This is a genomic window from Mesorhizobium sp. M0189, assembly GCF_040322135.1.
GTDB lineage: Bacteria > Pseudomonadota > Alphaproteobacteria > Rhizobiales > Rhizobiaceae > Mesorhizobium.
This window is the reverse complement of sequence record NZ_JAMYSW010000018.1, coordinates 1-15,289: the sequence shown is the minus strand read 5'-3', so window position 1 is coordinate 15,289 and position 15,289 is coordinate 1. Positions and strand designations below refer to the sequence as shown.

At 55.5% G+C, this 15,289-nt stretch carries 14 protein-coding genes and 2 pseudogenes; 11 read left to right on the top strand and 5 right to left on the bottom strand.

Going from position 1 to position 15,289, the window contains the following annotated elements:
• Positions 1-11: 11 nt before the first annotated feature.
• Positions 12-167, bottom strand: a complete 156-nt coding sequence (locus tag NKJ09_RS26090; protein ID WP_352494257.1) for a transposase — start codon at positions 165-167, stop codon at positions 12-14.
• 55 nt (positions 168-222) lie between these two features.
• Here NKJ09_RS26090 and tnpB point away from each other — a divergent pair, with 55 nt between their 5' ends.
• The 3 genes and pseudogenes from tnpB (at position 223) to NKJ09_RS26070 (ending at position 1,528) form a co-directional block, all read left to right on the top strand.
• Positions 223-588 carry an IS66 family insertion sequence element accessory protein TnpB gene (gene tnpB, locus NKJ09_RS26085; RefSeq protein WP_352494256.1) on the top strand — a complete coding sequence of 122 codons (366 nt, stop codon included), beginning with the start codon at positions 223-225 and terminating at the stop codon, positions 586-588.
• A 243-nt stretch (positions 589-831) separates the two neighbouring features.
• Positions 832-1,265: pseudogene (locus NKJ09_RS26075) on the top strand (IS66 family transposase).
• 14 nt (positions 1,266-1,279) lie between these two features.
• Positions 1,280-1,528 carry a transposase gene (locus NKJ09_RS26070; RefSeq protein WP_352764072.1) on the top strand — a complete coding sequence of 83 codons (249 nt, stop codon included), beginning with the start codon at positions 1,280-1,282 and terminating at the stop codon, positions 1,526-1,528.
• A gap of 135 nt (positions 1,529-1,663) precedes the next feature.
• Here the strand turns inward: NKJ09_RS26070 and NKJ09_RS26065 are convergent, their stop codons facing one another.
• The 3 genes and pseudogenes from NKJ09_RS26065 to NKJ09_RS26055 all read right to left on the bottom strand — a co-directional run bounded on the left by NKJ09_RS26065 (position 1,664) and on the right by NKJ09_RS26055 (position 5,753).
• Positions 1,664-2,416: a glycosyltransferase family 2 protein gene (locus NKJ09_RS26065; protein WP_352494390.1), complete on the bottom strand. Its 753-nt coding sequence runs from the start codon at positions 2,414-2,416 to the stop codon at positions 1,664-1,666.
• Between the two features lie 355 nt (positions 2,417-2,771).
• Positions 2,772-3,424, bottom strand: a pseudogene (locus NKJ09_RS26060) (IS66 family transposase); the annotation flags it as partial.
• A 208-nt stretch (positions 3,425-3,632) separates the two neighbouring features.
• A complete protein-coding gene (locus tag NKJ09_RS26055; RefSeq protein WP_352494252.1) occupies positions 3,633-5,753 on the bottom strand; it encodes a hypothetical protein in 2,121 nt (706 codons plus the stop codon).
• A gap of 360 nt (positions 5,754-6,113) precedes the next feature.
• Between NKJ09_RS26055 and NKJ09_RS26050 the strand changes: the two genes are divergently transcribed.
• The 8 genes from NKJ09_RS26050 to NKJ09_RS26015 all read left to right on the top strand — a co-directional run bounded on the left by NKJ09_RS26050 (position 6,114) and on the right by NKJ09_RS26015 (position 14,381).
• Positions 6,114-6,584: a hypothetical protein gene (locus NKJ09_RS26050; protein WP_352494251.1), complete on the top strand. Its 471-nt coding sequence runs from the start codon at positions 6,114-6,116 to the stop codon at positions 6,582-6,584.
• Positions 6,585-6,865: 281 nt separating this feature from the next.
• Positions 6,866-7,345 (top strand): hypothetical protein, encoded by a 480-nt coding sequence (locus NKJ09_RS26045; protein WP_352494250.1) that lies wholly within the window; start codon positions 6,866-6,868, stop codon positions 7,343-7,345.
• Between the two features lie 207 nt (positions 7,346-7,552).
• Positions 7,553-7,717 (top strand): hypothetical protein, encoded by a 165-nt coding sequence (locus tag NKJ09_RS26040; protein WP_352494249.1) that lies wholly within the window; start codon positions 7,553-7,555, stop codon positions 7,715-7,717.
• Between the two features lie 111 nt (positions 7,718-7,828).
• Positions 7,829-8,638: a tyrosine-protein phosphatase gene (locus tag NKJ09_RS26035; RefSeq protein ID WP_352494248.1), complete on the top strand. Its 810-nt coding sequence runs from the start codon at positions 7,829-7,831 to the stop codon at positions 8,636-8,638.
• Positions 8,638-9,432 (top strand): polysaccharide biosynthesis/export family protein, encoded by a 795-nt coding sequence (locus NKJ09_RS26030; protein ID WP_352494247.1) that lies wholly within the window; start codon positions 8,638-8,640, stop codon positions 9,430-9,432. The genes NKJ09_RS26035 and NKJ09_RS26030 overlap by 1 nt, the downstream gene beginning before the upstream one ends.
• A gap of 50 nt (positions 9,433-9,482) precedes the next feature.
• Positions 9,483-11,867: a GumC family protein gene (locus NKJ09_RS26025; RefSeq protein WP_352494246.1), complete on the top strand. Its 2,385-nt coding sequence runs from the start codon at positions 9,483-9,485 to the stop codon at positions 11,865-11,867.
• Positions 11,833-13,014, top strand: coding sequence for a tetratricopeptide repeat protein (locus NKJ09_RS26020; protein ID WP_352494245.1), 1,182 nt, complete (start codon positions 11,833-11,835; stop codon positions 13,012-13,014). The genes NKJ09_RS26025 and NKJ09_RS26020 overlap by 35 nt, the downstream gene beginning before the upstream one ends.
• Before the next feature lie 44 nt (positions 13,015-13,058).
• Positions 13,059-14,381, top strand: a complete 1,323-nt coding sequence (locus NKJ09_RS26015) for an O-antigen ligase family protein (RefSeq protein ID WP_352516219.1) — start codon at positions 13,059-13,061, stop codon at positions 14,379-14,381.
• A 193-nt stretch (positions 14,382-14,574) separates the two neighbouring features.
• Here NKJ09_RS26015 and tnpC read toward each other — a convergent pair.
• A partial coding sequence (gene tnpC, locus NKJ09_RS26010; protein ID WP_502901814.1) for an IS66 family transposase occupies positions 14,575-15,289 on the bottom strand: 715 nt, incomplete at its 5' end.

The window sequence follows — 15,289 nt, the reverse complement described above, 5'->3', positions numbered from 1 at the left end:
ATCGTGCGGCGCTACTTGTAGATCAGGCTGGTCGCGACATCGTACTGACGCGCCACCGCCGCCACTGTGGCCCCGGGCGCGAATGTCGCGGCCAGTATCCGGCACTGATCCGCTTCACTCCAATGCCGCCGCCGCTCCGGCCCGGTCAATAACGTCACATGGCTCATGCTGTGCTGCTAACTACGCTCGTAAGGACGACCTTAAGAGCGCAGCCTCGCTACCGTGCCATCTTCTCGCAAGGCGGCCTTCGCCGGAGGGTATCTCCGCGCCACAAGAGCGGACAGGATCAAGATCGTCTGGTGGGACGGCAGCGGCGTGTGTCTTTATGCCAAGCGATTGGACGACGCGAAGTTCTGCTGGCCGCGGATCGGCCACCACCGGGTCCAACTCAATCATGCTCAGCTGATGGCTCTGGTTGACGGAATGGACTGGAAACGGGTTCGGACGGAGACCGTCAGGCGGCCGCAATCGGTTGGTAAACCTTGCGGCATGATGAATCAGGGATCTGAAAACGCGGGAAAATTGCCCCGAATATGCTCCGATTTTGGCCATGTCGGCATCCGAACTCGCGCTCCCGGACGACGTTGACGCGCTCAAGGCGATGGTTATTGCCATGGCCGAAAGGCCGCCCTTCTGGAGGGCGCAACCTCCATCTCGAGCTGGTCAACAAGAGCGCCGATGAGCGGATCGCACTCCTGACGGCGATGGTAAAGATGCTGGAGCGGGGGCGCTTCGGCAGTCGCTCCGAAAGGTTGCGGACCGGTGCGCTGAGCCATCGGACCGGCACAAGGCCCTATGTAGGGTCTAAATCAACTGTAGAGCTGACTTCTGGTGCACTATGCGCCGGACCGGAAGGCCGAGCGTCCGATCGCCAGTCTCGCGGGCTTTGGCGGAATCTTGCAGGTCGACGGTTATGGCGGCTATCGCGTGCTGGCGACAAAAGCGGCGTAACGCTCGCCTCCTGCTGGGCACATGTGCGCCAGCGCTTCTATGACCTGGCCGGCAGCCGGTTCCGCGCCGGTTGCCAGCGAGGCGGTGAGAAGGATCGCCGAGCTCTACAAGATGGAGACGCCATCCGTGGCCGATCGGCTGATGAACGCCTCGGCATTCGCCAGGAAAAGAGTACTCCAATCATCGCGGCACTCGACCCATGGCTGCGTGAAAAGCTCGGCCTGATCAGTCAGAAAGACCAAGCTCGCAGAGGCGATCCGCTACACGCTCTCGCGCTGGGAAGGCCTCTCGCGCTTTCTCGCGACGGCGCATAGAGATCGACAGCAAAGTGGTCGAGCGCTCAATCCGTCCGATCGCGCTCTACCGCAAGAACGTCCTCTTTGCAGACACCGGCGGCGGTGCTGAACACTGGGCCGTCATCGCCTCACTGATCGAACCTGCAAACTCAACGGTGTCGAGCAACTGGGCTATCTTGCGGGTCTTTCAACAGGATCGTCAACGGCCGCCCAACAGCCGCATCGACGACCTGCTGCCTTGGGTCTACACCCGGATCCCCGAGCTTAAGGCCGCGGCCTGAGAATAGCGCTTACCCAGCAGTGACCCAGGACCGCACAACGCCGCCGAACTCTCGGACTCGTAAACGATGGCGGTGCGCTCGGCTAATAAGCTTGAAGCTCGGTCCGAGTCTGAAGGAAGGTGAGAGATACTTGCACTATTGTCTTCCCGTCAAGGCCTGCCGGAGTATGAAAACGGAATAGTACGCACTGGACAATAGAGACCGTGCCGCGGCTGTGACCGATCTATGTCGACCAAAAAGAAACCCTCGGACGATCGTTATTTTGTGCTTTAACATTGGCCTGGGGCTACCCCTTTTTACATTGCTGATGACCGACGTGAGTCCCCCTGGGAAGTAGCACTTAACACCAATCGCCTCATCGACACACATGACGTCATAATTAAGCGCCAATCTATACCAGAGGAGCGAAGTGGGTACCCGCCGGGCACCCCTGTAGTATTTATCGACCACTGACTTTAGAATTTCCGAACGTATTATTTCACGTTTATCGCCTTGTACGTGGTCGTCGAACCTCATTTGAAGGAAGTTGGTCCGTTTTCTTACAAACTGGCTTCCATGGAGGCGCCCGTCCGGCTCCTGGTAATGAACGACAATCCCGCACAGGCCATTGTCCGTGCAGCCCATCAAATGGTTAATTATGGTGGGAATATTTTGGACGATGATCTGATCGTCGTCATCATAGATTGCGATGAATTTGCCTTTAGCTCGGGCAACGGCTGCTCGCCTTGACCCCGCACTTCCGGAATTCATACCTGAAGTAACAGTCAAACGAGAATCTTTGATCGAAAGCAGTTCCTCCAAAGTTCCATCGGTTGATCCGTCCACATGGATGCAAACTTCGATCGGTTGGTCGCTCGCCAAAATATCACGGACCAAGGCGGTTGCCATCTCGCGTCGATTGAACGTCGCGATACAGAAACTTAGGATGGGACTTGTATCTGCAAACATTGTAGGAAGCTGCTCCTGAACGCGGAATCTCGCGACACCCTATGCCATGGAACATGTGGGGCGTCGATCCAAAGAATTGGGGCTGCCCCGGCCGCGACGCAATTTACTCGGCCAGCAGTTCTACGCTAGGTCATAACTTTCAGAGCTTATGGCGCCAAGAGTTTCGCGGTTGGCTGCCAGGGGCGCCTAATGCTCGAGCCTCCACTACCGGCCGGCCGGCCTCGAGCAGGGATTCCTTCGACCAGGCTGCGGTCCAACTGTTGTCATCGTGCATTGCGCCGAGTGAACGAATTGGACAAATCCTTCCGTCACTGAGAAAGGACGTGAACCCGTCCCAACGCTTCAGCATATAGTCGATAGGCTCGACAACCGGAGAACTGCGGAATATCTTGCTCCATTCGGTCCCCATCCAGGCCTCAAGTTCGGTGACGAGAAGACGGCTCTCCTACCGGCGTCGTTGCAGACGTTCGTCCGTTGATGTCGCACCCGACTCGCGTCGATGCGTTTGACCGCCTCGAACGCGATCGGCGAGATCGGCGCGGTGTTCTTGCCGCTTGGCATTGGTGGCGCTGTCGGCAAGCACGAAGAATTTACGACGCGCATGCGCCTAGCACAGAGCTTGGGTCAGCGGACCGGGATCGCGATCCACCTTGAACCGCGGACTGTAGCCGACCTAGGCGTCGGCGTGCAGAACGCCGCTAAAGGTCTTCAGATGCCGCCAACCAGGGATGTCCTGTCGCCAATCGCGCGAGGCAAAATAGAGTGCCGCCGGCGGCGATTGCCCGCCGAATGGTCGGTCTTCCCCTGACGTAGGTCCAAATGCGGCCCGTAGCGGTTTTGCCCTTCGCCAAGAACGGTGGTCTCATCACCATGCAGGCGAGCAGCGCGAGCACATGCGCCTCGATCCTCGATCTGCGCATGCAACGGCTTCAGTGCAGTGCCGCGGCACAGGCTCCATGCACTCAGCCGTGATCGAGTCAAAACTTGCAAGCGCAATGGTATCGAACATCCTCACCTGGATCGTTGACGGTCGTCCCACAGCCAGCCGGATCGACGAGGATTCCTGCCATGGGCTCACTGCACAGCTAGACCTCAAGGCCGCGGCCTTGGAACAGCGGTTGCCAAATTCTCGCCGACCTTCGTCTTTGATCAAGCTTCAATATTCGATGAAGTCCAGTATAACCCTGAGACCTTCGAGCATCAGACCTGCACCTTTATGGTTTGAATCCATGGTTACTATGTCACCTGGATCCAAATAGCAGCCCGCCTGGTTTGCTCGGACACCAGCATCGCGACAAACGAACGCATTAAATCCTTCTGTAGCCGTGTCAGTCGTGGCGATGTTAATTGATGCTCCATTCCGATACCGCTTTAGCGAGATACTTCGATAATTCGTTTCATCGGGTGCCGCGTCCAACGAAACCAAAAATCTGCCGCGAGTGATCAACGTCCGACGCCGCGCGACGAACACGCCCTTTCTCACAGTACCTTTGGCGGACACATCGCCGACCTCGGCGTCTGCGTGCTCACCATGGATGTAGTTTTGGGTGTCGCCCTCCAGGATGACGGTTCCTCCAACTCTGTTTGTTTTACCCCACAGGACAGAGTAGGGGCTGTCGAGATAACGCCATACTACAGACCCGTTGATTGGTCGCCACACAGCGGTCCCGTCGAGGATTCTTTCGTCGGTTCCAGTGGGGCCGCCGGAGAATCCCGAAACGCCAGCTGTCATGCAGACGTAACAACGATCCTGATTCCTGCAGAGGTCGTCGACCAAGTATTTGCCGCCGCCGCCCCATGCAGGAATGGATTCGCTGCCATCATCAGGAATGGCTGTGCCTATCCCAGACGGACCGCCAGACCATCCCGACATACCGTCGACGGTCGAACGATAGAATCGACCATCATTGATGACTAGAGAGTTCCTTTTGTACAAGGTCTGCGCCTTCCAAGGTGCAACGCTCGTACTGTCGCCGGCGATCAATACGTCCCCTTCGATGTCGCAATTGTCTATGCTACAGTGGGCTGCTCGCGTGTGCAGAGATGTGAGAATCAAATCGGGATCGGTGCCGCCCAGCGTGTTGTTGCCGCCAGTGATGAGGCCGTCCACGACAGCACGAGACGGGGCCGATATCTTCAGGGCTCCCCGTTGGGCACTTTCGATCCTCATTTTGTCAATTTGGACATCGAGGTCGGAAAAGCCAATCTGATCTGCGCTGGCCCCAGCTGAGCGCATGTCGACGGCTGAAAATCCAGGTGCGGAAATTACTGATCGTAAAGTGATGTTCTTGAAAACGAGACCTGATCCTTCGCGAACGAAGACAAACCCAGTATCTTCCAAGTAGATATTCTCAAGAGTTATATCGCTGACCGGATCAGACCCCGCATGGTTTCCGGCCGCCCAATCCCATCCGATGTATATAGAAGGGCTGTTAACTCCATCACCGATCTGGCTTCCCGTGATGTTGCTCACAACTATGCGCTTTCCAATCTGAAAATTTCGTACCGGCGAATTAGCGAGATATTCACTGTATGTATCTGGTGTCGTCGTCTTATAGTTGATGGTAATGATGTTGCCGACGTTGTTAACCGAAAAATCGCCAATCGATGCGTCAACCTGATCGTTCACGTCTATACACTGCTGCTTGCGCTTTGTTCCTTGAAAGACGCCATTGCGAATGACTGCCCGTTTTGAAGTTCCATCCAAGTCAATAGCTTCGGAAAAATCGTTAAATACGAAGTCCGTGATTACGATGTTTTCGCAGTACCGAAGGTTGAACCCTCCTGTCATTCTGTCATGGCGATGACCAGTTACCTGAATGTTCCGGCTGTTCTGAATATGAGCGAAATACCCGCTCCGATTCCCGCTAGAATGTCCGATCGTGTCCAAAAACCGCAAACCGTCGATGCCAACGCCATATAGGAAGCGTTGGTTTGAATTAGCTGGGGAAGCGGTGTTTGCCGAGTCGAACGCGATGTCTTTGAAAGTCACATTCTTGATTGTTCCAACTTTCAAGTTCTTGTCCGTAGCGAAAACTGGCTGAACATCGGAGACTGCTACTTCGGGCCTGTTGACGCCGTGGAAAACCACTCCGTTGCCGGAAATCGTAAAATTGCTCTGGGTTAACGCGACCGCTCTGTAGATCCGGTTTGGAAGATTGCTGAGCGTAAACGGCGAATCAGATCCAGGGACCATTTGGTAAACCCCAGCTGGCAAGGAAACGCCTCCAAGCGCCATGTCGAGCTCTAGCTGAATCGCCAATGCATCATTTGCCATATTGAATCCCCGGGACCGCTTTCGACCGGTCCAATCAGAGCAAAAATCGACTTTTGTTGGACGGTTGCCTGAGATGCCCAGAAGCCATTCAGCTGTCGTCAACCGTGGTCCAAGGTTGATTTCTATTCCGAGAAGAATCACTAGCTTCTAGCGAAATTGCAGCGCTGCTGTAAACGGGTGAACGGACCCACAGGGCCGTGCGAGATCGGCCGAACCCGTTGGTCGACCTGGTGCGCAAGGATTGGCGGTGCTCTTGTTCATAAGCTAGAAGCGGCACGTTGACAGCCACCCTTACTTGTTTCCCACTAAGGACAGCGCGGGATCGAGTGGGTAGAATCAAAAAAGTGATCGGAGGAAGCTGTGTCGATCAAAAAGGTAGGGCTGCTTGGTCTGATCACGCTGGTGTTCGCTGCCGGCTTTCTTGGCCTCGTGACGGTTCAGAGAGATAGCTCGAGAGCGCTGCCTAAGCCGTCAATAACACCTGAGCGGCTTGAAGGCACACTTTTCATTCAGACGATTGATGATCTCCGTGTCGGAGGCCATAAGATATTGCTGTGCGGCGTCGCATTCAGCAGACCCCCATCCATGCGCGGAATGGTAACGGATGCGGCGCGCCGGGACTATCAGGGGCTCGCTGTGACCTGTAAGCCCGTCGGCACGGGAACGCCTTGCGATGGCAATGCTGCGCCCAAGTTTGGCGATGCATTGGTTGTGCAATGTTTCACGCCGGATGGCTCGGACCTGGCCGCGAAACTGGTTGAGAGCGGCGTTATGTGCGGACAGATGGCCCAAGCGGGCGCAACCTACAAACGTTGTCCGCCAGCATCGTAGCCTGCGTGGTCATCGTCGGTGACCCAGAGTCCCCTGCGGTGCCGGATCGCATGGAAAGAGACCGCCGACTACTGTTCAGAGATGGTCGGTCCTTGCAGTCGACGCGGAAAATGGTACATTTAAACCTTCCCATGGTGTGCCCAATCGACCACACCGAAACCAAAAATTATCTCGCATTTGCGATATGAGTTGGAATTGGCGCGAAAAGCTGTTACGCGCTGACCCGATAGCTTGGTGGTTGGGTGGGCCTCAGGTAACGTAGGACAGAAGGATAGATGCGGATGTACCAAATGTTTAGAAGCGCGTTGGCCGGACTCGTTGTGTTGGCCGGCTTCGCCCCGGTGTCGTCTTTCGCGCAGGATGCGTCGTGCACCTGTGCAACTGCCTATCAGGGTGCCAATCCGATTGGATCGATCGGCAAGGTCAATGGCGACGTAATGGTCTCGCAGGTGGCTGGCTACGGTCCGGCGCAAGCGGGCGGCGCGCTGGATTTCGGTAGCCGTGTCGTGGTTGGCGGCAAGGGCTCGGCTTCGGTTCGGGTCGGCGGTTGTAACCTGAGCGTCCCCGCGAATTCGACGCTCGATATCTCCCGCGTCGAGAATAAGATTTGCCTCAACGTCCTAGGTTCTGAGAAGACCGCCCAGACGGGCAATGCCAACGGTAGCAACAACAACACGCCGCTCTTCATTTTTGGCGGCATGGCTCTTGGGGCTGGTATTTTGGCCGCAACGGCGGATGAGCACCACGGCGTTAGCGACTAAGTTGGCCGTAACAAGGTTCGGCAGCAGAGGCGCGTGGCGCTCCTGTTGCGTGCCTGTTGTTGGGGACGGAATTCTTTGGTCTATATCTGATGTTATGACCGGTATTTCGGTTGGATCGCTCAAGCCTAAGGCGACGCGCGGATGTCTGAGGCTGGCCGGTATATCGGGGTGAAGAGCGGAGCGCCTGTCCGTCCCGGCGCTCGTATCATGACCGGATGGCAATCTTCGGCTTCGCTGCGTGTGGGTGTGAGTAGCGATTTCGAGATTCTGGACACACCAGTTGGCCTCGCGCCAATTCGGTTGGATGGCGCCGTTGTCGGGGGTGCGGCGCTGGTCATCGGCCTGCATGATGACGATGCCGTCAGCCATTAGCTGCGACCTGGCATTCATCGTATTGCATGAACCCAACAAACCCGTCATTCGCGCATTTGTGTTTTTTGGGGATGACGTCGCTACGCTGTTTCGTTGCGATCACAAGCGCCCATGATCGATCTGCATTCCCATATTTTGCCTGGCCTCGACGATGGCTCACCCAGTCTTGCCGAATCGTTGGAAATGGCTCGACTGGCGGTAGCCGACGGAACGACCCACATGGCGTGCACGCCGCACGTCACACCGGGCATATATGAAAACGGAACGTCAAATATTGTTCGAGCCGTTCAAGGCTTGGACCAGGCGCTGCGCCGCGCCGGCATACCGCTTGCTCTTTACGTCGGTGCCGATGTCCACATAGCGCCGGATCTTCCGGACCGATTGGCAGCCGGCAGTGTGCCGACCTTAAACGGATCTCGGTATTTTTTGTTTGAGCCACCACATCATGTATTACCTCCGCGGATGGAGGAGCTTGCAGTGCGCCTCACAAACGCCGGTTTTATTCCTATTCTTACTCATCCTGAGCGCTTGACCTGGATCAAAACGAATTACGACGTTGTCGAGAGACTGAATGCGGTGGGCTGCCTTATTCAGCTTACGGCAGATTCGATTGTTGGTGCTTTCGGACGCACGGCGCTCTATTATTCGGAAAAGCTGATTGACGAGGGCAGGGTGGATATTATCGCATCGGACACTCATAGCGCTACGCGCCGACGTCCTGGGCTTTCGCAGGCTGTTGCTGCTGCCGCCAAGCGATGTGGCGAAGACGAGGCCCGCAATATGGTGTTGAAACGCCCAGGCGAAATATTGGCGAACCGACCTATCGAGCCGGTTGGAAAAGTAAGTACTAAAAGGCCAAGCACCGGCAATGGCAGCCGCTTTGGAGGGTTCGGCCGCTTGTTCAAGGGTGGGACAGTATGATGGGCATTTTTCGTTTGGCAGAAAGACCGGTAGGCGCGGTGTTCGTAGTGCTTGCATCGCTCGCGGCGTCGGCCTGCACGAGTACCTCCTCGGGGACGACGTCTTCGTCGAGTTCGGTCGATGCGCTGCAACTGACATCATCATCGTCATCGACCCCGCTTTCGGGCGGCGGGGCTCTAAAGGTGGTAAAGGAACTGCCTGCGCCGCAAAACACGCAGAATGGCAGTGAGCAACCTTTGTCACCAAACGATGTGCTCGAGGTGAATGTGTTTCAGGTCGACAATTTGAACAGAACGGTTCAAGTCGATTCTAGTGGCCAGATTTCGCTTCCGCTTATCGGAACCATTGCCGCGGCGGGGAAAACCGTTCGTGAGTTGGAGCAGGAGATAGAGACCGCTTACGGCGCCAAATACCTGCAGTCCCCTGATGTTTCGATTTTCGTCAAGGAGTCCATCGGACAGCGAATAACCGTCGATGGCGAAGTCAACAAGGCTGGTATTTATCCGGTATCCAGCAATTCTTCTCTCATCGATGCGATTGCCCTTGCTGGAGGGTTCAATGTCGTTGGGGATGCAAAAAAGGTGTTTGTCTATCGCAATATCGGCCCAAATACGTTGGTTGCCAACTACAACGTGGAGGAAATCCGTGGTGGCAAAACCCGCAACCCACGCATTTATGGTGGCGACAAGATCGTGGTCTTCCCCTCAAAATCGAAAATTGCGATGAACAATCTCAAGGACGCCCTCGGTGTCGCCTCAAGTGCGGCCCGAATAGCGGTGATCCCGGGGCTATAAGTCGCGGCGGTCGAATAAGAATACAGACAAACCTAGGATAACCTCGCACCATGCTCGATCGTAACAGACAGCATCAAATTGCAGGCCCAGGACATAGCCAGGCGTTGTCGGCAGACCTCTATTACGACGGTGCGCAAAACTATAGCCCGTACGGCCGTGATTCCTTGGAGTCCGATCAGCGTTTCAGCCCGCTAAAGCTGCTCTTTTACGCTGTCCAGTATCGCTGGCTGATCGTCATCATGGCGGTAGCTGGGCTTGTCGCCGGCGTCATTATTACCATGATGCAGACGCCAAAGTATCAGGCAACAACGCAATTGGAGGTGCTGGTGCCTTCGGCCAAGGTGTTCCAGGACATCGAGGTGGTTTCCGAAAACAGCGACGTGCGCGCCTTTCTCACGGCCCGAGAAAAGCTGAGAAGCCGTGCGTTGGCCCAGCGCGTTGTGTTTCAATTGGGCCTTAGTGAAAAACCAGACTTCTTATTTCCGACACCCGATTTCTCGCCCGTTAACATCTTCTACCGCGCCTTCGGAATTTCCAAGGCGCCTTCCATGGAGGGGAAGACGCCAGAACAACGTGAGGCGATTGCGATTGATCGCGTTCTTAATGGCCTCACAGTCAACCTGGTCCCTAACACCAGTCTATTGTCCCTTACCTTCATCGATCAGAAACCGAAGTACGCAAGCGATGTGGCCAATCAGGTTGCGCAAAGCTTCATCGATCAGCGTCTCGATCAGACCGGCGAAACCTCTGACCTGGCCCGGCAGTTCATCCAGGAACAGGTCTTGCAAGTGAAGCAAAGGCTTCAGAAATCGGAAGAGGAGCTGGTCGCCTATGCGAAGGATGCTGGCATTACCGTAACCGGTGACGACAAGTCATTGATAGGCTCGAATATCGAGGCCCTGAACACTGCTCTCGCGACTGCGATTCAGGACCGTCTCGATGCCGGGCGAATCGTGGACCAGATCGATAAAGGGCGCGGATCAAGCCTCGCCCCCGTCCTGGAAAGCGAAGGTCTGCAGAAGCTCAGCGAAAAGTTGGCGGATCTGACCAGCCAATACCAGCAGAAGTTGGGCATTCTGAAGCCTGGTTTCCCCGAAATGCAGCAGCTTCAGTCGCAGATCAAGGAATTGCAAAGACTCTACAACAATGGTGTCTTGGCGATCACCGATTCGCTGCGCTTAAAGTACCAAGAGGCACAAAGCAAGGAGGCGGACCTCAAGAGCAAGCTTGCGGAAATGGAGAAGCAGCAGGCTATCTTCAATGACAAGAATATCAAATATACCATTCTAAAACGCGAAGTCGATTCCAACCGATCGCAATATGACAGTCTCATCGCTAAACTGAACGAAGTTGGGGTGAGTTCTGAGCTTAAGACACAGAGCGCTGCAATTGTTGATTTTGCAGCGCTTCCTGAGCGGCCTTATTCTCCGCGTCTCAGTTTAAACCTTGCAATAGCTTTTGCTCTGTTTATGGCATTATGTGCTACGGTTATTTATGTCATCGAGTTGTTGAACAACACCTTCACCAGTCCCGAGCAGATTGAGAGAGAGTTGGGGTTGGCAATGCTCGGCATCTTGCCGTATGTGGACGACCGGGAACTCGCAGCCAGCATCACCGATCAGAAGTCAGGGCTGTCGGAGGCCTACCGTTCGCTTCGCACATCGCTACAATTCTCAGGTGCGGAGGGGGCGCCCCGATCGCTGGTCGTCACGAGTTCGGAGCCTTCGGAAGGCAAGTCGACCACATCGTTCAAACTCGGTCAGGATTTTGCAGCACTCGGCGCAAGGGTTCTCATTGTCGACGGCGATCTCCGCAAACCGAACCTTCATCGCCTGTTTGGTCTCGACAACACGATCGGGCTAAGCAATCTGCTGACAAACACCGTTCGCAAGGAAGATCTGGCGAGCATCTTCAGGGCAACCAAATATCCCAACGTGACCGTTCTAACTTCTGGAACGATCCCTCCAAATCCTGCGGATCTGCTCTCCTCACCGAAGATGGCTTTGATCATAACCAATCTCGGCAAGCGCTTCGATCTTGTCATTATCGATGCGCCGCCGATCGTTGGCCTTTCAGATGCTCCTATTCTCAGCCGGCTCGCTGAGGGCACATTAATGGTCATCTCGACCAATCAGGTGACGCGCAAGTCGGCCAAGACCGCGTTGAAGCGCCTGCGGTCTGCCGGCGCGAACGTGGTCGGAGCGGCGATGTCAAAGTTTGCGGTGAACAAGTTCGACTATAATTACGCCTACAAATACATGAACTATCAGTATTACAACTACGGAACGGACACCAGTACTCCGAAGATTGAGGGCAAAGTTGATGATGGAGCAAGCCAGCCCGCTTATGCAAAGTCTCCGACATTCAGTCGTTTGGTTCGTCGCGTCCGTTCTAGTGTTGGTGGCTTCCTCGATCGGGCTAAGTCGATTTCTTGAAACAGAAACACCGGCTGTTTCTCTTGCGCTGGATCCGCTCAACATCGACGCATTGATAGCTGAAATCAGCAGTGACCTGAACGACACGAATAATGCTACCGATCTTGATGCCTTGCTCGACAAGGCCAAGCGCGCGCTCACCTTCGATTTAGCCGACGCACGCCTCTATAGCCTGATCGGCGAGATCAAATACAGGCAAGGCGAAAAAAACGAGGCCTACCAGCTTTTCGATCAAGCCCGAAAATTGTCCAAGACAGAGATCCATGCGCTGCAGCGGTCGATTGGCCGCAAGATAGAAGCTGGTGAGTTGTCGAAGGCCGTTTCTGAAATGGACATATTGCTGCGGCGATGGCCGGACCAATTTTCCGCGATTACTGATGGCATACCAGCGATTCTCTCAAATCCCGAGGGATACCAGGCCGTGCGGGCGGCCATTGCAGCAGAGGCGCCCTGGAGAGGCAGTCTATTTCTCTCTCTTAACAAGACTCCCGAAGGGCTCGACTTAGCAAATCGGCTGCTTCTAGATTTGACTGGATCAAGCGCACCACCGACGTCGAGCGAACTGGCTGCTGTGATTGCCGGCTATATCCGTCAGAAAGAATACGAGCCGGCATATCGGCTGTTTCTTTTTAGCCTTACCGACGAAGAACGAAAGTTGGGTGGGTACATTTTCAACAGCACCTTCGAACCTACGTCCGGTGGCAAGCCCTTCGATTGGCAGTTACAGGATCAATCAGGCTTGGAAGTCACTTTCGCAACATCCCATGATGCGGTGGAGGGCGAGGGCGGCGCGACTGTCCGGTTCTTGAACACACCGGTCAAGAACACGGCTCTCCAGCAATATATTGCTCTCCCTCCAGGCTCGTACAAGATTTCCCTGATTGCCTCTGCACGAAACTTGAAGCTTCCAAAGGATTTGTTCTGGTCGATCAGATGTGTTGATCCAGCGGGAGAAATAGCACGATTCAACATCCCGGAAGGCACCTATAATCGTCAGACTCTTAGCCAGGAAGTTTCAGTTGGGCCGACTGCATGTCCTCTGCAGTTGCTAAGGCTACAGACTGCCGCCATTGCCGAGAGCTGGCGGTTTCGATATGTGGGTACGTTGGTAATGCACAAATTGAGCATCGAGAGACTTCCATCTTGAGCGACCGATCATCGGAATGGGATAAGTATCTCCTGGGGTTGGTCTTGGCTGTATCGCTGCTGATCGGCGGCGGTACCGCGAGCGGCCTTTATACGGACACCTTGATCGAAGTCGCCGCGGTTGTCTCGGCAGCGGCCGTTTTCACCCAGACCTCCGGCCAAAGAATCTCCCAGTCTGCTTTGTGGCTGTTGATCTTCGCGGTGGCGTTGATCGTTTTGCAAATCGTGCCACTGCCGGCGGCCGCATTCAACGGGTTGCGGCCGGAACTGCTGCTTGGAAATCCTTGGATTGGAGAAAGTCGTTTTCGCTTCGTTAGCGTTGGGGTCGGCCGCACAGTCGAATGTCTGCTTTATCTTGTCGCCGCAGCGGCATTTTTTTTAGCCGTATTGCGTTTGCGTGCCGAGCAGGTCGGCGCGCTTCTTCCCTTTTTCTTCATGGGTGTTATCTGCAATGGCCTGGCAGGAGCGATTCAATATTCGCTTTCCAACGACATCGCCATTGTCGGACTCTTGCCCTTTACGATTAACGCTGGGCTTTTTGCCAACGCGAATCACTTTTCTGCTTTGCTTTTTGTTTCGATTCCCTTCGTCGTCTACTACGGCCTGTTCCGCGGGCATCTTGTGTCCGGATCCACCGGCCTTGTCGCGCTTTTGCTGCTGCTTTTGGCAGCCGGTTCTCGAGCCGGTGCTCTGATCGGACTGGCGATCACGGTGTTGTCCGTCATCTTCCTTTCAGCCCGCTCAAGGGCGAGTGGATTTAGCGTGCTCCTGGCTTTTGTTGGGCTCTCGATTTACACGATAGGCGCCTGGACCAAGATAGATACACAGGTGCTCGATCCGGCCTTCGGGCGAGGAGAATTTACCCGAACCACCATCGAGGGGATCAAGGACAATTGGGCGACGGGTGTTGGATTCGGGAATTTTCAAAAGGCCTATCAGATATACGAGCGGGAGAGCATGATTTTCGCGCAATACGTAAACCATGCCCACAATGACTACCTTGAAATAGCCTTCGAGGGCGGAGTTCCTGCGATCCTGCTTGTGGCAGGTTATTTTGTATTGCTTTTCGCTACATTGGCTAAGATTCGCCGAGACCCGCTCCAGAAAGCAGCATTCCTCTCGTTATCTTTTCTTCTCATTCATTCGATGGTCGACTATCCCCTGCGAACCGAGGCACTGGCGATGACCTTTGCCTATCTGAATGCAATCATCTTTCACAAAGGATTTGCTGAACGTTTGAGCCCTAAGAGTGAGACGATTGAGATCGAGCACAATGGTGCCAAACTGTTTGTCCCTGTCGAAGCGTCGTCCTACGAGTCTGGTCACTTACGGCAGCATCGCTCGAATGGCCAGATGAGAGTCAGCTAGGCGCGGGCGTGCGGGCTACGAATTGCGTTTTCGTCCTGGACATCCACTCTTGCCGCCGCCGACGGTGGGTTGGCGGGCCTCGCGATCAATTCCCGAAGCAAGGCGCTTGGCCATGTGGCCGATATCGGCTCGTCTCGACGACGTTCGGAAGGTAGGTGGCACTTGAGGTCGCCGTCGAGCGTAACCGCTGTTCTCAGGCCACGGCCTTGAGCGGCATAGGTCTGTAGGCCCAAGGCAGCAGATCGTCGATCTGGCTTTGTGGATGGCCGGCGACGATCCGGGCGATCACGTCAGCGAGGTAGGTGTGAGGCTCGACGCCGTTGAGCTTGCATGTCTCGATCAGCGAAGCGATCGTTGCCCAATGCTCGGCGCCGCCGTCGGAGCCGGCGAAGAGCGCATTCTTGCGGTTCAGCGCAATGGGACGGATGGCGCGCTCGACGACGTTGGAGTCGATCTCGATCGTACCGTTGTCGAGGAATCTTGTCAGACCTTGCCAGCGCGAGAGCGCGTAGCGGATGGCTTCCGCCAGCTTGGTCTTCTGGCTGATAAGGGTGAGTTGCTGCCTAAGCCACGGCTCAAGGGCATTGATTACGGGACGGCTTCTCTCCTGCCGGACGGCGCGGCGTTCGTCGGCGGAACGACCGCGGATATCGCTCTCAACGTGGTAGAGTTGGGCGATGCGGGCGAGCGCCTCCGTCGCGATCGGCGCGGGGCCGGACTGCGCGAGCTCATAGAAGCGGCGACGCACGTGCGACCAGCAAAAGGCCAAGCTCACGGCGTTGCGTTCGGCCAGCGCCTTGTAACCCGGAACTGTCAGGAATTCTGTGCGCGAGGCCGGTTTCGTCATTGGCTGACGAACCTTTCGCCGAAGACGACGGCGAACTGGGTCTTGGCCTCGAACCATTCGC